The organism is Pseudomonas sp. B14(2022) (assembly GCF_012030485.1).
Lineage (GTDB): Bacteria > Pseudomonadota > Gammaproteobacteria > Pseudomonadales > Pseudomonadaceae > Aquipseudomonas.
The window spans coordinates 398107-418712 of the sequence record NZ_JAAUVM010000004.1; the positions used below are offsets into that span (position 1 = coordinate 398107).

Annotated in this window: 12 protein-coding genes; 5 read left to right on the top strand and 7 right to left on the bottom strand. The window is 54.6% G+C overall.

Annotated elements, in window-relative coordinates:
• Positions 1–614 precede the first annotated feature (614 nt).
• The gene (locus HCF10_RS09710) at positions 615–1583 is read left to right on the top strand and encodes a toll/interleukin-1 receptor domain-containing protein (RefSeq protein WP_167655400.1); all 969 of its coding nucleotides are present in this window, start codon (positions 615–617) and stop codon (positions 1581–1583) included.
• A 229-nt stretch (positions 1584–1812) separates the two neighbouring features.
• Here the strand turns inward: HCF10_RS09710 and HCF10_RS31365 are convergent, their stop codons facing one another.
• The 3 genes from HCF10_RS31365 to HCF10_RS09725 form a co-directional block, all read right to left on the bottom strand.
• On the bottom strand, positions 1813–2004 hold the full coding sequence (locus tag HCF10_RS31365; protein ID WP_167655377.1) for an antitoxin Xre/MbcA/ParS toxin-binding domain-containing protein: 192 nt from the start codon (positions 2002–2004) through the stop codon (positions 1813–1815).
• Between the two features lie 252 nt (positions 2005–2256).
• Positions 2257–3417, bottom strand: a complete 1161-nt coding sequence (locus HCF10_RS09720; RefSeq protein ID WP_167655378.1) for a DUF3800 domain-containing protein — start codon at positions 3415–3417, stop codon at positions 2257–2259.
• 353 nt (positions 3418–3770) lie between these two features.
• The gene (locus tag HCF10_RS09725) at positions 3771–4463 is read right to left on the bottom strand and encodes an ImmA/IrrE family metallo-endopeptidase (RefSeq protein ID WP_167655379.1); all 693 of its coding nucleotides are present in this window, start codon (positions 4461–4463) and stop codon (positions 3771–3773) included.
• Positions 4464–4654: 191 nt separating this feature from the next.
• Here HCF10_RS09725 and HCF10_RS09730 point away from each other — a divergent pair, with 191 nt between their 5' ends.
• Entirely contained in the window at positions 4655–5713 is a 1059-nt protein-coding gene (locus tag HCF10_RS09730; protein WP_237683090.1) for a hypothetical protein, read from the top strand.
• 349 nt (positions 5714–6062) lie between these two features.
• Here HCF10_RS09730 and HCF10_RS09735 read toward each other — a convergent pair whose 3' ends face one another.
• Positions 6063–9998, bottom strand: a complete 3936-nt coding sequence (locus HCF10_RS09735; RefSeq protein WP_167655380.1) for a YobI family P-loop NTPase — start codon at positions 9996–9998, stop codon at positions 6063–6065.
• Between the two features lie 298 nt (positions 9999–10296).
• Between HCF10_RS09735 and HCF10_RS09740 the strand changes: the two genes are divergently transcribed.
• On the top strand, positions 10297–14448 hold the full coding sequence (locus tag HCF10_RS09740) for an NACHT domain-containing protein (RefSeq protein WP_237683091.1): 4152 nt from the start codon (positions 10297–10299) through the stop codon (positions 14446–14448).
• 100 nt (positions 14449–14548) lie between these two features.
• Here the strand turns inward: HCF10_RS09740 and HCF10_RS09745 are convergent, their stop codons facing one another.
• A complete protein-coding gene (locus HCF10_RS09745; RefSeq protein WP_167655381.1) occupies positions 14549–15613 on the bottom strand; it encodes a DNA-binding protein in 1065 nt (354 codons plus the stop codon).
• 198 nt (positions 15614–15811) lie between these two features.
• On the opposite strand from HCF10_RS09745, the gene HCF10_RS09750 reads away from it, so the two are divergent.
• Positions 15812–16759, top strand: a complete 948-nt coding sequence (locus HCF10_RS09750) for a tyrosine-type recombinase/integrase (protein ID WP_167655382.1) — start codon at positions 15812–15814, stop codon at positions 16757–16759.
• Positions 16760–16818: 59 nt separating this feature from the next.
• Here HCF10_RS09750 and HCF10_RS31995 read toward each other — a convergent pair whose 3' ends face one another.
• Both HCF10_RS31995 and HCF10_RS09760 read right to left on the bottom strand, forming a co-directional pair.
• Positions 16819–17679 carry an HNH endonuclease gene (locus tag HCF10_RS31995; RefSeq protein ID WP_443200905.1) on the bottom strand — a complete coding sequence of 287 codons (861 nt, stop codon included), beginning with the start codon at positions 17677–17679 and terminating at the stop codon, positions 16819–16821.
• On the bottom strand, positions 17676–19217 hold the full coding sequence (locus tag HCF10_RS09760) for an AAA family ATPase (RefSeq protein WP_167655383.1): 1542 nt from the start codon (positions 19215–19217) through the stop codon (positions 17676–17678). The genes HCF10_RS31995 and HCF10_RS09760 overlap by 4 nt, the downstream gene beginning before the upstream one ends.
• Before the next feature lie 196 nt (positions 19218–19413).
• Between HCF10_RS09760 and HCF10_RS09765 the strand changes: the two genes are divergently transcribed.
• The gene (locus HCF10_RS09765) at positions 19414–20523 is read left to right on the top strand and encodes an AAA family ATPase (protein ID WP_337782115.1); all 1110 of its coding nucleotides are present in this window, start codon (positions 19414–19416) and stop codon (positions 20521–20523) included.
• Positions 20524–20606: the final 83 nt, after the last annotated feature.

The window sequence follows — 20606 nt, forward strand, 5'->3', positions numbered from 1 at the left end:
TGACCGGGCTTTGCCGACGATTATTTTAATCCGGAGCAGCAGGGTAGCTTCCCCGGCGTGTCCAGCACGCTTGTTATTTTGAAGAGCACAGCGGTGTATCGTAATTCGTTCAGTGGATCTGCCCGCGCCTTTACCTTCCCTCTCCTCGCTGGCCTCGTCCGCGCCAGCTGCTTTTGCACCAGCGAACCTGAACACCTGAGCTGGCTCTGTAGTACATCTGTACTCCACTGCTGCGCAGCGCGAGGTTTCGAGCCTTTTCCGTACCCTTCGCGTTCGACTCCTGATTGAAAATGTCGTCGTGAGGTGGTGATTGAGGCACGGCGAAAGAACGCCCAGGCGGCCTACTGTTTAAGCGACATCGGGCTTCTACCCTGCCTCACCCGGCGTTGATCAAGACCCCCTGTCCGAATGGCAGGGCAACATCAGCACTACATCATCCCTTCTGAAAGAAACAAGGTGGCTTCCAAACTGATCCGAACAACCCACACTTCCTTCTGGTGATTGTTGGTTTCGGGCTTTCGCCTCGATTAAACGCCCAGCAAAGCCCGGGCCTGTACTCTCCGATGAGCTCACCATATGATCGGAAGAGCAGCTAACGGATGGGAGTAACCATTTTGCCGAACGTCTTTTTCTCTTACTGCCATGCCGACGAGGCGCTACGCGACCAACTGGAAAAGCAGCTGTCGATGCTCAAGCGCCAGCGGGTCATCGAGACTTGGCACGACCGCAGAATCGGCGCCGGTCAAGAGATCGATGCAGCCATTGACGATCACATCAACAGTGATGAAATCATTTTGTTGCTGGTTAGCCCCGACTTCATCGCCTCAGACTACTGCTACAACATCGAGATGGCCCGCGCGATGGAGCGCCATGCTGCTAAGGAGGCGATCGTCATCCCCGTAATTCTTCGCCCATGCGATTGGCACCATGCCCCGTTTGGCAAGCTGCTTGGCACGCCTCAAGACGGCAAGCCAGTGACGCTGTGGCCGAATCAGGACGAAGCATTCCTGCAAGTGGCAAAGGAGGTGCGCAAGGCCGCCGAGCGATGCAGCCTCAGCCCAACGGCGACATCCGTGCGATCTGACCGCGACGATTTTTCTATGGGTGCAGCGCCCTTCCCTTCGACACCGCCTGGCCCTAGATCAAGCAACCTGCGGATGGCTAAAAGCTATACCCAGCTGGACAAAGACCGCTTTCTGCTCGACAGCTTCGAGTACATCTCCCGTTATTTTGAAAATTCACTGACGGAGCTCCAGGCACGGAACGCAGGGTATGAAGGGGTCTTCCGTCGTGTAGATGCCAATCGCTTTGCTGCGAGTATCTACAAGGATGGTCATGACGTTGCGAAGGCAACTGTGTTCACCGGTGGCCAGCTAGGCGCGGGGATCTACTACAGCCATGGGGATTCGTTTGGCGGGGGCTCATACAACGAGGCGCTAACGGTTGATACGGACGATCAATCTCTATACCTGAAGACACTCGGTATGTCGTTTCATACTCGGCAAGACCAGAAGCTTTCTCAAGAAGGTGGTGCCGAAACTCTTTGGAGCCTGTTGATTGCACCGCTCCAACGCAATCGTTGAGTCAAGTATTCGCCAGACCACGGTGCACCGTTCTCGCTTACACCCGCGACCATAGCGTACGACCTACGTAGAAGGCTCATATCATGGAAGTAGTCCGGCTCGCTCACATCACATTAACCGCATCGGCTCAGCTAGTGGTGGCGGAGGTTTCCGTAGCCAGCACCAGGTGAAGTTTTCTGCTGAGATGACAGAAACGGATCAATCGACTCTACGGCAAGCCCGTTATTTATCAGCTGGCATATCCATGATCGATTTGCGTCAGCACTTCAATAACCTGATCTAAGCTCTCCTGATCTTTCACGAACTCCAGGGGGGTCATGCCATCGAAGAGGTTCCTGGGCGTCGACAGCCACACGGCTGCTCTGGCTTTGTCGCCGAACACCGTTTCAGCTTTTTGCCACACAAGATCGAAATTTTGCACAACCCCTCCGCACTATCGAATTCGCCATCACCGTGTGAGCCTGGCTAGACGTCAACCACGGGGGGGTTGCGCCCAGTAGGAGCTCCATGAGCTCTGGCCTAGCCAACCTCATACCTGAGCACTCATTTCATAAGAGTATCAATCCACTTTCCCGAAGCGACCTAAGTTAGACTGCAATACTGTCGGTGCCGAAGCCGCCCAAAATGATGGAGGTGGAATAATGCGCAAGCGTCGACAAGGTAAGGTCGTCGATCACAGCGGTTCCAACGACTGGAGCAGCTTTCTGATTTCCGAGTACTGATCCGCTCCCAAGATGTCATAGTCTCCGATGCTGCTGAGGCGGTAGACATCCCGCGCTTTCTTGATTCGGTCAAGCAGCGGCAAAATCTGGCTTGAGGCCAGTTCCAGAAAATCGTTTATGTCAGCCCGCGCTCGGGGGATCTTATAGCCCTTGGCAGCGCTGGCGATGATGACCTCAGCGTCGCGCAGCTTCGCAATCCCACTTGATCTGATCTTCTGATCCGAAAGACCATGGAACCCCCTGTCCGCGAGGTGCTTGGCTATGTCACCCGTGGAGACATATTCATCGGCGACGAAATCGCTCCTGAAGCGTAGGTAGTCCAGGATGCAAATCTGAAGACGTTCGTCCTCATCAGGGTGCTGCCCAACCTTGGATTGGAATTTATCGGCTTGCTTAAGGGCCTGTTGATGGACGCGGTGATCGGCCAGCGCTGATTCGTCCATAGGAGGCGGAATCAACGACTGATAGCGCGGTGGCCATTCCAAAATGCCTAGTGTTCGGCTGCGCAGGATGTTCCTGTAAGCCTCGACAACTTCGCCGCTAGCCTTACCCTCGTAGATGTGCGCGACACTACCCGCGAAGAAGTCCGCTACCTGGATCAGAACGTCGTCTTTACTGCTCTTGGTCTGAAACGCGGTGTCACGGAAGAGATCTCCCGAATAGCGTTCCGATACGTAGTCCCTCAGGCTGGCCTGAAACTCGGGGCCGCCATGCTCGTCCACTGTCATGTGCAGGTCGGTACAATGATCAAAGAGCCGCGAATACAGAAGGTTATTCACGTGCTTGATGAAAGACTGCTTGAACTGCAGCCCCCCGTCCTGGTAGACCCGACGCTTGTCTACCACTGTGAGAAAGAGTTTGAGCGGTAGCTCTGCGAGATCAACGAGAATCCGCCGGCGCCGATCCGCGTCCTTGGCTCTGAGTTTGCTGGACTTGATCTCCCCCGACTGGAAATGCCTCGCCCTGGCTAGGCCAGCAAGCTCGTAAGCTTTCGGTAAATCCGTTTCAGTGACGATGACGGAGCAGATCACAAAGAACTCGGAGCTACCCGATTTCGAGGTATCGAGATCGTGATTGCCCGACTCGTCTACAAATGCGAATGTCCTTCCCACGCACTCACTCCCACAGCCTGAGCGTATGGCGACGCCATAGCCGATTGTAGATTCCGGGCCACGATCTGAAGGTGGCGCCCTCAAACCTGTCCTCTCTCATGAGATAGCTTTATGCCACATCATGGGGCATGGCGCGAGAACTGGTGTAAACCAATTTTTTGCACTGTAAACCCCGGTGGTTAACGGTGTTAAAAAGTGATTTACACACTCCTATTTTCTTAAGAGGCTGGGAACTGGGCATAAAGGGGCCCTCGCGAGGGCCGTTTTTTATTTTAAGAAGGAGGCTGCCTTCCCAATCCCTCTTATCGCTACCGACGATCCACACTCTGAATATGCTGTGATCCCTGCTCGCTTTATGGCCATCGCACCAACTCCAGTTCCTTGAGCCGGATGGCCATCGCCGAATCCGAGACGCCGAATTGCTGGACAAGTGACACCAGGTTCTGGTTGTTGAAGCGGGTGCATCGCGCCAGCGACAGCTCACGTTCTCCCGAGTCTTTTGGGGCGTAGAGGAGCCGATCCGGATTGTTGGGGTCGAGGTGATAGGCAATCACGTCGCTGAAGCGCAATTGCCCCTTGCAGCAGAACATGAATTCGAACCGTTCCCTCACCAGCTTTTGAGGCATGAGGAAGCAGGCCGCGAAGCGATCGGCTTGTCGCTCTGCAGGTGCACGTGGTGTTTGCAACGGGCTGCCATCAAACGCGCGGTCGCGATGCATGACGGTGTCCTCATGCAGCACAAGATGGCCGATTTCATGGGCACCCGTGAAGAGCTGAACTTTGTCACCAAACTCGGTAGCGACAGCGATCTTGTTCGATTGACGGTCAATCAGGCCAGCAATGCGAGTACCGGTATTATGCCGGTTGAACTGGGTCTCCCCCAGTGTGGGATGTTCATGATAGTCGTAGCCGCAGACCATAGCGGCGATACGGGGGCTGCGCATCATCATCGGCGAAGTTTCTTGATCTGGCCAGAGGTACCGGCGATCACGGTAAATCTGCATGAGCAGGTCAGTCGCTGCTTTCTCGATTGAAGCTTCGTTCATCGCAGAACACCACATGTAGGCTGTAAGATATAATCTAGCCCAATATGTAGTGGTTTCAATATGTGGCTAACCCAGTATATGGGTTTCCCGATGAACGGTTGAGGAGTTTGGCATAAGAAATAAAGTGATTTCATTTCGCCATCTTTAGGGTCGCCCTGCTCCACGTTGTGTGCGAGGATTCGGCCACCGCGATGGCCGATGAGGGCGTGCCAGACCGCTATCAACACATCGAGCCCTTGATGTCGCCCGTTGTAGCGTTGGGGGCCATCAAAAGGATTTCAGGAGGTTTGACAAGAAACATGGCATTGGATGTTGCGTTTAGCATTGAGGCTGGAGACTTTGTCGACCCCGATCGAGCCTATGACCTGTTTTGGGCAGGTGTTATTACCAATAAACGAGCCTTCGTTTGCCCTGGAGCGGACTGTGCAGCCCAGGTGACCTGTGCGAATTTGGACAAGGACGTGCAGAGCATGCGGGTCGTGCCGCACTTCAAGGTTTACGGAGAGCATAGTGAGGTATGCGGGATCACCAACGGGAAGGCGATCGACCTTGAGGTTGAGCCGAACGGCCCCGACGGGCAGGAGCGCAAAACCGTCGATGAGTCCATTGTTGACGTGTTCAAGCTTGATCGACCCGACTCGTACTATGACGAGCCTACTCAGGATCCCAGCGCTGATGTGCATGTGGCGAAACAACGCGCTAGAAACACAAGGTCTTACACGACCAAGCTGGGTGAATCCGGGATCGTAGGCCCCATTTACTCCGTGCGCTCTGTAGTAAGCCGGTATATCCGATATCGATCCGACAACACCTTGGAGTTTCGCCGACTCAATATTGCCGGCCAGGACGTGGACTACGACAGCATTTTTAAATGCATCTGGGAGCAGGATCTGAATGACCTCCCCGTGCACCCCGTCATCTACTATGGGTGGGCCTACATCGATCGCACTAGGAAAAACGACGCGTACCGGATCAAGTTCAAGAAATGCTTGATGCGCGGAACCGAAAGCCTGACGACCTCAAGCTTCGTTTCGGACACGCTCGTCGAGCGCTACAAACTCAAAAACCTCATGGCTACCAGGCTTTCAAAGATCTCCCAACAGCCCAAACCAACTGCGTTTGTGTTTCTGTACGGGCAACCCACAGTGCGAACGTCACAGGGGACGAGCTACGCCAATTTCGAGCTGAAGAACTTGGACATGATTGACGTTAACTACGACTGCCCATTGCCTTCCAAGTATGACAAGTAGTTAGTGAAGCCTGAGCAACCCCGAAGCATATGCGGATGGTGGTTCGGGCCTGCCATGGATGCTAAGCGAGCCCTAACGCGCTCAGACTATCCCGGGAGAAGCAGTCCTAGAGCGTCAAGGCTTAGGGGCCTATCGAATTGGTTTGTATCCACGTTACAGCTCCAGAATCGCCCGCCTGCGGGCACAGGAACAGCCCCATGCTTCACATTAGCATTCCCCTCGCCCATGCTGCTTTTACGAGAAGCCAGAGAAGTCATGTGCGAGGGTCGGGTTATTCCCACGCAGGTCAGTATGAAGCCCTATGTGGCACTGTACGGTGGTCGCTAAGCTGCGACCTTCAACGCTCAGGCTAGAGCCATCCGTCCTCAGATGTCATTGACGAGGGCCTGGTGGTTGCGATGATGACGTCGTCCTTTGTGGTCACCGTTGCCAAGTACCCTTCAGATTTCATCGCGTTGACCAACCTTCGGTTTGACTCGGTCTTTCTTACCTTGATTTTCTTGACATTTGCGCTCACGGCTTTGAAGTCCTCATCGTCGAGCAACCCTAGAGCCGCAGCAACGTCCGGCCACTTCATCCCAGGAAGACATTGTGTCAGCATTTCAGAGCGCTGCTCCGGGGTGAGGCTCGCGTTGCGAACCAGATGTCGCAGCACAGGCATCAGCGGATCAGCAAACCTTGCGCCAGCTTGATTGGCCAGCATAGATACACGGCCGAGCTCTGAAACCGCTTCCGGTTTGCTTTCAATCGTCTCCAGGCTAAGCCCTGACCACATCTGAATTTTCTGTGTGAGTGACAGCGCTTTGCTTTTGCTCAGCGTGAGCATCGAGTCGAGCTGAAGCGAGCTGATATCGATCTCTGCCTTTGCTAGATCCCACCGTTCATCCAGGTACTTGCCTTCGAGGTGTGGGCAAGTATTCAGTACGATCTCCCTGACTTCCGAGCTGTATGGCAAAAATGATGAGGCTACCAGCATGCCCCAGCGCCCCTCAGGTAGCGCTGCTTTTATCATTGATAGGTCTTGAAGCACGACGCCATCGAGCAGTACCTGGAGCACGTCATTACTGATACTGGTGGCGCTCAGAAGATACTGTTGCAGCGACCAGTCTGCGCTCGTTGACTGCCACAGCGTGCCCTTGAGAGACGAAGCATTCCGAGCGATGAAACCGGTGAATACCGTTGTGGGTTCCGATCCGATTTCTTCGTCCGAGAGGTGGCCGTCTGGCCCAATGACTTTCTCAAAAAAAATCCACACTGCATCAGCTTTGGCCACCAGGCGATCACTCTCAAGTGCCTTTGTCCAAAGATGTCTCGGGGCGTCAGTGAGTGCGTGTAGGTCACAGGTCGTGTGATCGAAGAGTCTATTTGTCAGGTCATGATCCGCGTCCAGTTCTGCTAGTAAACTGGCCAAGGAGTCGCTTGATTCATCCAGGACAGCAGACTGATCTAGTAATGCGCTACCGAGCTCATCGGCGTGAGAGAGCAGATAATTACCGAGCCCATTAATTCCCAAAGCCTGCAGCCTACGCAAGGACACGATGCCCACATCTGCTGGTTCGGATTTGGCGTCTTTAGAATCCTGTCCAGCTTCCGACTTCGCGCATATCAGCGATAGCATTGGGAGGTTGATCTTGATGCAGCGCCATTCGATCAGTCTTTCGAGGTCTGCGAGACTCATCGTATGGCCCAGTGAGGCAAACTGGACTGGGTAAGCCCTGAGCCACGCCCAGGCTTCCACATTGCTCTCTAATCCTGGCATCAGTCGTGAAGCATCTTCCAGCCAATTGATCGTAGGAATCAAATCCGTTGAAACGTCATCGGCCAGGGTCTTGAAATCGGATTCCGGAAGGTTGTCGACGATTGCTTTGACGAGGGACTGACGGGCCTCGCTTCCTTCAAAAACGCCGCCAGCGTCCCCCGTGTCCCTAGCGTCGAAAAGGCTATGAAACAGTTTGGGTTCGAGGCGGTACACGGCGCGAATGAATCCAGTCGCGTCTGTTCGACTCAAAAGCTCGCGCACTGCGATGGCCATTCGTTCGGTGTGCTCGTCCAGACCGCTCCTCAGTATATGGCTTAGCTGTGTGTCTGCTGAGTCAGCTGTGAGCGAGGTTGGTCGGGCGCTGAGACAGGCTATCAAATCGACTACGATCCCCCTACCCTCGTCGAGCTCGTCACTCTTAAGCTTCTCCAGCACGGTAACCGGACTGTCGACAAGGGTGGATACCTCAGGCAGCACACCACGTCTCAATGAAAGGATCAGATCTTTGTCACCAGGCGTCAGCGATCCCTGATAGAAATAACCTAGGTAGTCGGTGTAGTCGGCATCGAGAAAGCCATGCTGCATCAGATAGCTCACGACATCCAAGCCTGGAAGATTGCTCCTTACGAACTCTCCATACCCTTTCTTGACGGCGGTCGTAAACGACATCCTGATGACCTGATCCGATTCCCTCTGCACCGCTGCGATTTCGTCCGCGATTGTGCCAAGTCGCCGCCCAAGCAAAGCATGACGCCGCTCATAAGACGTAGCGTTGAGCACCTCAGTCATTGAAACGCTACTAGCTGAGCGATTAAACATCTGACCGTACTGATTCAGGGCAACGGTTGACAGCTGAATGGCTTGATTTTTCAGTGAGTCGAATACCTCTTCGGTTACAAATTGCTGTGCCGTGTAATAGGTACCACCGATTTGAACGTGGGTGGCTATCTCAGTGCCGGTCAAACGAAGGATCGTGAACCAAACGTAGGCCCTCAGCTCAGCGACATTGTTGGCCAGCTCGGAGACTCGCTCATCTCGCTCACGCCGCAAGTCATCAAGTCGCTTTGCATTGGTGCTGTTCTGCTGGATTTTCCAGGTATCGAGGCCCTTGATGACCCCATAGATCGCCCCCCGCCGTTTGACCAAGTCGGCGTACGCCCCTGGATGCAGATTGCGAATGGCGACTATCGCAAACAGCTTGTCTGGCTCTAGGCGTAGGCCGCTGGCAAGGATATTTGAAAACATATCGAATTCATTGACGATATTTTTCACCAGCCGGAGGTCATCGATGTAGTAGCAGGCCGTCTCCACCAGTCGACGGTCGAGGTGTTCGCCCATGGGTTTCGATTTGAAGGTTCGAAGGTTCAGAAGCTCCATCATCTTCTCTTGGGAGTTTTCCGAGTTGATGACGGGGATCACTGGGACAATGAGGTCAAAAAACTTGGTTTTCTCGCCGACGACGAACATTTCATCGCGCAGCGCGTAGACGAAATAGACGGGGCGTTTCACCTGAGGTGATTGCTTGATGATGAAATTGATTTCCCGCAATCGGGTGAACACGTCATGAATGCCGAATCGGTCGAGATCCTCAATGATCACCACGTCAATGCTGCTTCGCTCAAAGCAGTAAATGATCTCATCGATATTTTTGTGTAGGACGGAGCCATGGTGGGTGGTCTCCAGCTTGCCACCTTTGATTGTCAAACCATCAATACTGAACAGCGAACTCAGACGCAGGCACGTGTGTAGCAAGTGTATGCACCCTAACGCGGCGACTCCGACGGCGAGCGGGTTTGGGATCCATAGCAGCCATTCCAGGAGCCAGGCTGGCTCAATCTTGGGCAGCTTCTCTGCCACAGGAACGTACAGTCTCAGCGCCGCCACAATGAGGAGGCCATAGCAGAGGGTTTTCCACCAGATTTTCAGGCCAGATGCCTGGTCGATCCTCTTAAGGCGAGTCTTGGGGAGTGTCTTTGCAGGGACGGCATACAGGAGCTGCTGGACGATCGTCTCCTCGATCCGGGCAACAAGATCGGATTCAGCCTTATTTTCCTCGGCTTTGGATTCCTGTCCTGGCTCGGATGAGCGCGGAGATTCCGAGGCCGCGTCGGTATCGGTAACAAGCTCATACGCCCCAGAGATCTCGGTGTCCTTGCCAAATGTGGCTAGCGAAACAAACGCGTAGACGAATTCAGGGTGGCGATGGACGAAGGTTCGAAGCACGCTGCTCTTCCCTGCCCCGTACTCCCCGGTGATCGCGATGTTCCTTACTTGATCGTTCCTCAGCCCATTCAGTAACTCACGCTCATACCGCTGGATCTTCCCAGGTTCGATGAGTACTGGGGTTAGCGGCTGGAACAGATTCTCATGAGAGGGCGCGGCCAAGAACGCACGTGCGGCCTGATAGGCGCTGACGGCCGCGCGTGGGTACCGCTTCAAAGCGGCTAGCTTACTGCGAGTCTTATTAGTCCAAGCGTTAGAGGCATCTGATGCCCGGTTATAGAAGGCGCGCAAGTGAATGAACATCCGTGTCTCCAAGCAGGCTGGCAGCTACCAGGCGTTCATTTGCCGAAGATTGAATGATCGATCTTGGGTCTGAGCGGGAAGGTGAACTTCCGGTGAGCCTGATACGAGGGTTGGGATGATAGCTCACCGCCATCTTCGCCTGCGAACCCTTTGTTCACCTGGCAAGAGCTTGGCGCTAGCTTACTCTACACTGCGGCCTCCGGTTTTCCCGGACAGCGTTGCGGGCAACGGCATAGCGGCTAACTTTAGTCCTCCCTACCCTTCGAGTTCAAAGCTGATTTCCCGCAAAGCTGAAGTTATGATGCTCTCTACGCATCCGCCGACGTCGATCGCCGCCGGGCAAGCATGGAGCTGTTCAAACGTGACAATCGCGCGGTATTTTTCTCGCCATCTGCGTCTTGAAAACAACGAATCATCTGGCCGTCCAGCCATCGTTGATGAGGATGGTCTTCTTGCCATTGCAGGCCCCAAGGTCATATTGGGGGAGCCGGGCATGGGTAAAAGCCAGCTGATTGAGGAATTAGGACGGCGCTTAGACGTCCGGCCAATCACCGCGCAACGGTTCATCGCCAGCGGCAACCCGAGGCGTTTTCATTTTCCTGGTAAACCTCTGTTGATAGATGGGCTCGACGAAGCCATGGCGCGGCGGGATAGCGATGCTGTGGATATGGTGTTAGGGAAGCTTGAGGATGCCGGACATCCCGACTTCATCCTTTGCTGCAGGTCGAGAGAATGGCAGTCACGCAATGTTGTGAACCTAACGCAAATTTATGGCTCAGAGCCCAGCATCCTATCCATCGAAGCCTTTACGAGGTTGGATGCCTTTGCTTTCATGCGCCAGCTCTATCCAGAACTCGATGTGGATCACGTCCTTGATCACCTGGAGGATCAAGGGATCGCCGAGCTCTACCAGAATCCTCTGACTCTTAGCCTCATTGGCAAAGTCGCTGTTGCTGACAGGACTCTCCCTGCTACACGTGCGGGCCTCTTCGAACGGGTGTGCACTCTACTCTGGCCCGAGCATGACCCTCACCGTATTGACGGCGCGCTTGGCCTTCTTTCTGAAGAACAAGCGCTTTCGGCCGCTGGAGCTCTCTGCGCGGGATTGCTGCTCGCGAGCGGGGACGCGATCAGTCGCTCCGGCCCTAATCATCTCGTAGTAGGGGATGTCAGGCTTGCAGAGCTCAGCGAGCTGCCCGAGGCGGAAGCCGCACAAGCGGTTTATTCCTCAAAACTGTTCCAGACTGTTGGCCCGGAACGGGCAAAGCCCATACACCGCGTGGTTGCAGAGTTTCTCGGCGCACGATGGCTGTCGAAGGTCGCAAGAACCACTCAAGCACAGAAGAGAGTGCTCGCTCAGTTTCGCACCGGCGGCAGTGTGCCTGCGAGTTTGCGAGGTCTGCACGCGTGGTTGTCTTACCACAGCCCAGCTATGTCATCTGCGGTGATTGCAGCCGATCCATATGGCGTGTTGCGGCACGGCGAGACGGCGAACCTCACGGCAGAGCAAGCTCAAAGCATGCTCGACGCGCTTACATCCCTGTCGCAAACAGATCCTTTTTTTAGATCCCATGATTGGGGCAGTCATAAGGCCAGTGGCCTGATGCATGATCGCTTGGTAAGCAAAATCGAGACGATCATTACATCGCCGGACAGCAGTGTTCACTTAAGGGCCCTTCTGATCGAGGGTCTCACTGGTACTCCCCTAGCCAGGTCGCTCGAAGACGCGCTTAACGGCGTGGTGTTCTCGGATCGTTATGCTTTTTCAGAGCGGAAGCATGCCGTGCAGGCGCTACTGCCAGCCTGTGACCGGGTACGCCGGCAGAGCATGATTAACCGCTTACATGAGCCCTACACTGACGTGTCGTTCGAGCTTGCGCTGTTCGTCATCGAGGCGACTGACTTTGACGTAAGCGATGAGCTTCTTGCCATGAATATCCTGGCGTGCTCAGGGCTATATGTTTGTTCGCTGCCTAGAGCATCCTCACGGACATCTGGCGGATTGTACTGGCTACCGTTCAGCCAAAAACTGGTTCTCACTAGGATTCCAAAGCTGCTGAGCCTGCTCACTGAGCAATGCATTCCAGTCGACATCAGTGAGACTGAGCCACCAAGCTATCTGGTCGGTCTCATCGCGCTGCTTATAAGTCGCGTCATCGCTGAAAACGTACTCACCGCCTGCCCAGAGGATGCAGCGCTTCTCTGGAACTGGCTAGGCGCTATGCATCGGCTTGATCTTTACGATGTACCAGAGAGGAAAACACTCAACGCCCACCTCGACAATGCCGACGATCTTAGGCATGCCGTCCAGCAATATGTGCTGCATGATCTGGAGCCTGCCAGCTCTGTCTGGTCACAGAATTGTGATCTGGAGGATCGCCTTTTGGGGCTTGCAAGCCGCAAGTCCGACTTGATCTTTTTTCTGGAGCAACTGGCTCTCCTTAGCACTCAGGATGAGAAAGCCCGGGCGCAGTGGTGTGATTTGATGTTGATAGCGTGTAGAAATCGCACGTTTGACCCTGATGTTCGAGCTGTCAGTCGAAAGTTTCAACGGGATGACCCTGAACTGGAGGCCTACGTCTACAGGCTGGAAAATCCAGTCAAATCCGAACTTGCGATTCGAAGAGAATTGAGACAGGCGGAGCGAATAGAAGCGCTCCGCGTTCAGTATGAAGCCGATAGTGATCACTATCTTCATCACCGTTCATCTCTGCGAAATGGCGATTTGCGGGAGATACTCCCTGCGGCCAGATACTACCTGGGCCACCACGACGTTTACGACGTCCACCTTAACTCAGTCGAGGCCCTCACGGCGTGGCTTGGTGCCGAGTTCGCCGAGGATGCTCTTGTAGGCTTTGAAGCCGTGCTACACCGCGATGACCTTCCGTCTCCCCATGATGTGGCTCACAGCCCTGCTGAGGAGAAGGTCTGGAACTACTGTTTCCCTATGGTTGCCGGATTACTGACTAGGCTGCGCGCGGGTGGAGGCTTATCAGACATCCCAACGCCCGTTCTCCTATCCGCTTTGATTGCTTGCTTGCACAATCAGATAGCGTTTGTTCCCGACAACCTTTCGTCCCTGTGCGAAGCTCTCGAAAACGAGTTATTTGGCAACCATGATTTGCCAAGGCGAGACACCCTGAGTCGTTATGACTTCGCTTGGCTGTGCCTTGAGCCTTGCATCAAGGCTGGCAAACCACAAATCTCAGCGATGAATGCAATCTTCTCTCAACCCCAGTGGCATGCAACCGCTGCTCACCTTTCTGCGACTTGGCTCAGCGACCAACTCGCCATGGGAGAATCGATTGAGAACAGGATGATCCATCTCTTGGTCGCACCAGAACATCTGCACGAAATGGGCGCGATCACGAAGCTTTACTCGGACGTTGAGTTCAGCTCCGTCAGTCGGATGCTCATGTGGCGGGCCGTAGATTTTCTGGTCAGCTTTAATGAATCCAGGGAGGCTCTTGCGGCAATTGGCAAAGACCACCCGGATTTCATTTGGCCCATCATTAGGCTTGAACCCGGAGAGCGCCGAGGGCAAAAGCGTGTACTCGATACCGCTCAAGTCAAATGGATCGTATCCAATTTTCGAGGATCCTGGCCGCGCCAGAACAGGGCGTGGGTGAATGACGGAAGTCAATCTCCTTTTGAGGCTGCCAGTTTCGTTCGATCAATGATCCAGCGGCTCGCAGACGACACCTCGATCGAGGCAATTGAAGCCCTGCAGGAGCTGATTGCAGAGCCGGAAGACAGCTACACCCTAGATCTTTTACATATGGCGGCCGAGCAGCGACAGAAGCGTGCAGAGGAAGACTTCGCCCCACTTCAGCCCGGTGCTTTGAGTGCACTGCTCAGTGAGGGGCCGCCGACAAACATGGTCGATCTTAGAGCAATGGTGCTCGATGAGCTTTCCGTGATTCAGAAAAAATTGCGGGGTGATGACCTTGATCGGGTAAGCATGTTCTGGGGTGACAACGGTGTGCCCTACATTGAGAACATCTGCAGAGACCGCTTCGCCATGCTCATCAGCCGAGAGCTGGAGCAGTTCGGTATCCGGGAGCTCACAGAGGCCGACATGCCCAAGTCTAAACGAGTGGATCTCGCGTTCGCCTGCGCTGACCTTCAGCTTCCAATTGAGGTCAAGTGCCAGTGGCATGACGAGGTTTGGCAAGGTGCAATCCACCAATTGCATGATCGCTATCTGATTGATTGGCGCTCGCATGGCTGCGGGATTTACCTGGTGTTCTGGTTTGGGGAGCTGCCGTCCAACACAGGGAAAAGACTGCAGGCTCCACCCTCGGGCGTCCCTACCCCTCGCACCCCTGAGGCCATGCGGCAAGCCTTGATAGAGTGTCTGCCGGAAGCGTTGCGATCTCAGATTGATGTGGTGGTCATAGATCTGGAAGCGGGAAGAACAAACCTCACGCCTCTATCAGAGGCCGGATGAGGCTTCATGGCTAATCGGTGTCCAGCTCCCGCTCCATTTGAATTCAAGTCCGAACTCACGCCATAGAAGACGTCTGCCTCAGCAGACTGCCCTAGGTTTACTACCGCCTGCGCCTGGAAGGCTTCGCGGGTGGTTTGGAGACGTCCTGTTTGGGGGCGCCATACCCCTGCTGCAGCTCTCCAGCAGAAGTCTCTGCTGGCTCGGCCTCCTGGCATTCGAGTTGAGCCTCTAGGTCGAGCAGGCGCCGCGTTAGATCACCTTCACGATTCGCGGCCAGAGCAGCGGAAACGTTGAGCGTTTTGACCTCCTCCCTTAGCTCAAGTACCTGGGTCTCATGGTGTTCGATGATCGCAGCGGCCCTTGCGTCGGATAGCGTCAAGGTCTGAACCTGGCTGGTGAGACGCTCTACCTTGTCGCTTTGCGCGTGTAAGGCTTTTGCTTGTTGGCGTGCCTCGCCTATCAAGCGCTCGTTGTCTCGACTCAAACGTGTCAACTCATCCTGTTTGACCACGAGTGATTCTCTAACCTGACGCAATTCCCCCTGGGTTAGCTGAAGCTGGTTTTCGTGGCGGCGCTGGTCTTGCTCCCGTTGCTCTTTGGTAGCTTCGCGGTAATGCTCAAGGGCGTTACGGGCGTGAACATGCTTTTCCTCCAGGGATTGAATCTGCTCATCCCGTTCCTGGATACGACGCTCTAGGTCATCACGCGCCTGGTTCAATTGAGCATTACGGCCAAGCTCGTCACGCAGGGACATTTCACTCACCTGGAGCGCGGTAGTTTGAGCCTCCAAGGCCGACTGTTGAACCTCGAATTGCCGCTCCAACGTCGCGAACTCGCCCTCCAAGCGTTGGTTGCGCCCCTCAAGATCTCGAATCTGTTCATCGAACTTGGCTTGGGCGACAGTCAACGCCTCACTGCCCTCCTCCATCACCTGGTCAAGAAGGCTCTCAACACTCGCCCTCAGCGCATTACCTATGCGGTCGCGTAGCTCGATGACCGGACGCTCAGCCGCATCCAGCTCTTTCAGATAACGAGAAATCGTGGACTTGGAGCCCGTATTTCCGAGCTCTACCCGCACCCCGTCGATGCTCGGGTGCATGCCCTTGGCTAGCAAGGCCTGTCTCGCCTTTTGCACCAACGCTTTGTTGATTCCACCCCGAGCCATGGATCCACTCCTACGATTTCGTACTGTGTTACATGTCATGTAAACACATTACATGATATTGAAATTCTAGCTTATTTTACGAGTAGAACTAGGAAGCTATAATGGAGACTTATGGCTTCTAGACGATTGATCGGGCCCATTGACCGTCCTTGTCGCCTGGTCAGGGCCCCAAGACACCCGGTTTCAAGGTCAAAAAAGATGGACAAGGCAAATCGATACCTACAGGCGGGTACACGGGAAAACACGCGCAAGAGCTATCGGGCGGCCATTGAGCATTTCGAGGTCACGTGGGGTAGCTATCTCCCCACGACGGGAGAAGGAGTCGTTCGCTACCTGGCGGAGTACGCCGACAAGCTCTCACTCAACACCCTCAAGCAACGCTTGGCGGCGTTGGCGCAGTGGCATATCACCCAGGGCTTTCCCGATCCGACGAAATCTCCAAACGTGCGCCAAATGATCAAAGGCATCAGGGTTGTGCACCCCGCCAGGGTCAAGCAGGCCGCCCCGCTATTGATCAGGCATCTGGAGCAGGCGATTGAATGGCTGGAACGTGAAGCGGCGGCTGCTCTGGAACGTGGCGACTACAAATCGCTCGTGCGCCACCGTCGGTCGGTCGCAATGGTGCTTATTGGATTCTGGAGAGGATTTCGGGGCGACGAGCTCGCCAGACTCACTGTCGAAAATACAGAGGCCTCAAGCGGTGAGGTCATCAGCTTTTACTTGCCCTACACCAAGGGTGACCGCGTTCATGAAGGCCAGACCTTTCAAGCGCCGGCGCTGACAAAGCTCTGCCCTGTCGAGGCGTACATCAATTGGATTACTGTTGCCGGACTCACCAAGGGGCCGGTGTTCCAGCGTATCGACCGCTGGGGCAACCTTTCGGGCAAAGCCATTCAGCCCCACAGCCTGATCCCGCTCTTGCGCCGTATTTTCAAGGAAGCTGGCCTGCCCGAGGCGCTCTACACCAGCCACTCGATGCGCCGGGGATTTGCGACTTGGGCATCGGCGAATGGCTGGGACATCAAGGCGCTAATGGGCTATGTCGGGTGGAAGGACATGAAGTCTGCCCTGAGGTATGTGGATTCAAGCGTATCTTTTGGAGGACTTGCCGTGCGGTCGGGGACAGTGCGCCTCAACACTTTCTAAGCCTTGCTCAAGAAATGCCTACAGATGGGTGCCCCCATCCCCTGTTCCAGGCTAACCCGTTAACGAAATTCTGCATTGCAAAACCACGGGTCATCCGCCAAGGCCTCGTAGAGCACCTTCTTCCATCCATTTACCAGCAGGTCATCGGCGCTGGCGGCTGAACGGAGGAAGTCAGCAAAAGCACCAAGAGGCTGTCGGGTAAAGTAAAGGGTATGCATATCCATTAGAAAGCCGACTTCTGTGCCTGCCTGGATGCTGTAGCGCTTGGCGATGCCAAACAATTCGAAATGGTTGGCTGCCCGTGCTTTGTCCTCCTCCGACCAGTTTTCCGGTGGATTAACGGAGTAAGTAATCGTGCAGGGCGCGGTATGGGTCACGGAAACACTGATCCACCGCTCCTCGAAAAACTGCCGCTTGTCCAGGTATGGATGAAGCAATTGCTGGTGCGGGTGGTCGACCAGGGGGTTACGCTTGTCAGTATTGCAATCGCGACAAGCTGGGATCAGGTTGTGGGGGACAATTGCCAGCTTTGGATAATTGGCTTTCGGCAAATAATGATCCAGTGTTCGTGGTTGCCCTATCCCACCACACGTAGGGCAGTGATCACCGGCAGCAACCAAGATGGCGTCATAGAGTGCTCGACCAGGCTCCCTCTGCACCATGTAATATTCATACAAGTTGACCAATTCGCTTTTCCGAATGTCATCGACAACGAAGGGATCCTCCCCTCGCCCCACCCTTAAAGAAGGTAGCTGCCAGGTGGATCCTACGGATGCTCGCTCAATGAACTCGGCAGCGTTGGTTCTTATACTTGGAAGGATACCTCTCATCCTTTCTCTCTGTTGATCATCGATGATCGCGGAGGTACAGGTCAGAAACGCGTCCTCAGGAGAGCAGTCGGGGCCCGTGAGGTGCTTCATACTTGCCCCTCAGAATCACGCTCAGCGATAAGCGCTCTAAGAATTGCCTGGGCCTCAAGCCCCAGTCTGCCACCGAATTTTCGTAGGATGACATCAAAACTATGCCCCTCGGCGGCTTCTGCAGCAAGCAGGGTGTGAAAGCCGGAAGACGCCACCTCCAAGCCAAAAACTTCCCGAGTCAGAATTCCTACATTCTCGCCGAACGTCTCAACTGTTGGTCGTTGTGCGGCGGCTACCAGGTGAGAACGATGAATTTTCCATACGCATGAGGCGGGTATTTCCTGAAGCACCACAGGAGAATGGGTGGCCACGATCGCTACACCGTTACGATCAAGGAGCAATTCACTCAACGCCCGGATTAGGGCCGATAGAAGCGGCGGATGCAGATGGCTTTCGGGCTCGTCCATTAAAACGAGAGTTTTTTCCTCGACCCGCTCTACAAGCTTTGTGATGGTCAACAAAACGATCGAATGGCCAGAGCTGAGATTAGAAAAAATCTCGTTAGCTGCGGTCATCCATTCCTCGCCACTCAAGGACAGCAGCCTGTCGAATCCCAAACCTGCGAAATTCTCATCAGACTGCAGGGTTTTGACGGCTTGCCTCCAACGATTACGCTTATACGTATCTCGTAGACAACCTCTCATCCCTTCAATGAAGTCTGATTTCAAGACATCACGACGCTTCAACTCATGCCACGCGTCTCCACCTTTTGACTTCAATCCGACGTAGAAAAAGCAGGTGCCCTTAGCGGGGTCAGGCTGCTCTGGTGGCGGGTCGAAAGGGTCAAACGCGCTAAACGATACGAGCAACACGCTGCTAAAGAAGTCTGGGGCAATCATCGCCCGTTGTTGGCCCCAAAACTGAACCTGATGGATCGCATCCGCACCAGTGTGGCCATCATGGATGGCTTTGATGATGCCATTCAAGATTGTGGTTTTCCCGATGCCATTGCGCCCGATTAGCGCATGGACATTCGTTAGGGGCGTTGAGTCAACGTTTACGTCGAAGCTCAACTCAATGCCGGCAGTAGAGTTGTCAGCCTGCTTCGTGTAAACGAAAGAAAAGTTTGTCCGGACAGCGCCGCCCAGAAGGACTCGCGCAAACTGGTTCTTTACGCTGGTCAAGCTGACATCCCGCAGCAAAGAGACTGAGAGCACTGGCTCGTCTTTTATCGCTTCGAGGATTTCAGGATTGGCAACGATGTCGTTCATTGCTGCAAGGAAGTTGAGCCGCAGATCCCCAGAAGACGAATTGGCGATTTTTTGGTAGTACTCGACACCAGTGCCCAGTGAGAAAAAGCCTTCAGGAAGGTTTTGGAAAGTGTCGGGAAGCTTGGAGCGCGTCGTAGTGGCGGTGTCCTGCCCTTTGAACCCTATTTTGACGTTTTGAAGGTCGTGAGCCTCGCCGAATTCGTCGTAAACGAGCACATGGAACATCGTGACAAAGCTGTGATCGTTCCAGTGGTCAAATTTGAGATACGCAGTGCTGATCTTCCCGCTCGGGAATTTGTCATCCCTGCCTATGATATGGAATTCCATTCTTCCCTGTTCCTGAGGAGCACGAGGCTCAGCGACTGACTTGGATGCCGCCTATGTTGGCACTTCGTCTCCGGAACTACAAACCAGTGAGCATTAGCCAGTGGATTGAGCTTGGTGCCCTTTCTGCTAGTCGTCAGCTACAGTTCCATGACCTAGCAGTGGCTCACGGCCATCGCCTTATCTCAGGGAGGATCCCATGCGCATCCAGCATCTGGAGCTTGCGAATTTCCGTAAGCTTAAATCCGTTAGAATCGACTTGGCGGCCGAAACCACCCTTCTGGTGGGCGCCAACAACAGCGGCAAATCATCAGCAATGCTGGCACTACGCAAATTCCTGGTTAAGCCGACGACGTTCCGGCTGCAGGATCTCACTCTTTGCCATATCGCTACGCTCGATGCGATTGGCCAGGAGTGGGAACAGGCCGATGACAGCTTCGCTATTCCAGCATCCAACGCGTGGGCTGAGTGGCTGCCAACCTTGGACGTTTGGATACGAGCAGCTCAGGGCGAGCTCCACCACATCCGCGACCTGATTCCCAATTTCTCCTGGTCAGGCGGCATGGTGGGTATGCGATTTCGGCTAGAGCCTGATGATCTTCCAACGCTCTACTCCGACTATCGAAAAGAACGGGAACGGGTCGCTACGCTGCTGCAGGAAATTGAAAATCAAGCTGCGGATGGCCAGGTGCGCCCGACCCTCCAATTATGGCCGCAGAACCTGCATGACTACCTCAACCGGCGCTTGGCCAAGGCGTTCAAAGTGCGATGGTACCGCCTTGATCCAGATAAGCTTTCGCCACCTAACGCAGAAACCAGGACTGCCAATCTTCAGCCGCTGAGTGATACGGCAATCCCGCTGGAGCGGAATCCCCTGCTTAACCTGATCAGAGTTCACGAGATCAATGCGCAGCGCGGTTTCGGGGACAGCGCCGATGAGGGACAAGACGAAAGCAAACCCGGAAGCGGCAGGAAGCTTTCTGAACAATTACGCACGTATTATCGTCGCCACCTTGACCCCGGTGATAGCCCGGATGTGCATGACCTGGAGGCCCTGCGGGCGATTGAAGCGGCTCAAAGTGCCTTCGACAGCAGGCTCACTGTCAGCTTTGCGCCAGCACTCAGAGAGGTCGCAGGCCTCGGTTACCCGAACAACAGCGATCCGAACATCAAAGTCGCAACTCGTCTCGGGCCAACAGACGGAATGGATCATGAGGCCGCTGTACTATTTGAGTTGGACTCTGTCGCAGGAGCACCAGGGGAACTGAATCGCCCCGGGTTTCGTAGACACCTCCATGCCTTAAAATGAGGCCAATCAGGAGGTGCCATGAGCAACCCGCGTTATCCCGAAGAATTCAAAATCCAAGCAGTCAATCAAGTGACCGAAAAGAA

Bases quoted from the DNA above. Each gene is read 5' to 3' on its own strand.
- HCF10_RS09740 (WP_237683091.1), top strand. From the start codon at position 10,297: ATGATGCTCTCTACGCATCCGCCGACGTCGATCGCCGCCGGGCAAGCA.
- HCF10_RS09745 (WP_167655381.1), bottom strand. From the start codon at position 15,613: ATGGCTCGGGGTGGAATCAACAAAGCGTTGGTGCAAAAGGCGAGACAG.
- HCF10_RS09760 (WP_167655383.1), bottom strand. From the start codon at position 19,217: ATGGAATTCCATATCATAGGCAGGGATGACAAATTCCCGAGCGGGAAG.
- HCF10_RS31995 (WP_443200905.1), bottom strand. From the start codon at position 17,679: ATGAAGCACCTCACGGGCCCCGACTGCTCTCCTGAGGACGCGTTTCTG.
- HCF10_RS09765 (WP_337782115.1), top strand. From the start codon at position 19,414: ATGCGCATCCAGCATCTGGAGCTTGCGAATTTCCGTAAGCTTAAATCC.
- HCF10_RS09725 (WP_167655379.1), bottom strand. From the start codon at position 4,463: ATGAACGAAGCTTCAATCGAGAAAGCAGCGACTGACCTGCTCATGCAG.
- HCF10_RS09735 (WP_167655380.1), bottom strand. From the start codon at position 9,998: ATGTTCATTCACTTGCGCGCCTTCTATAACCGGGCATCAGATGCCTCT.
- HCF10_RS09730 (WP_237683090.1), top strand. From the start codon at position 4,655: ATGGCCGATGAGGGCGTGCCAGACCGCTATCAACACATCGAGCCCTTG.
- HCF10_RS09750 (WP_167655382.1), top strand. From the start codon at position 15,812: ATGGACAAGGCAAATCGATACCTACAGGCGGGTACACGGGAAAACACG.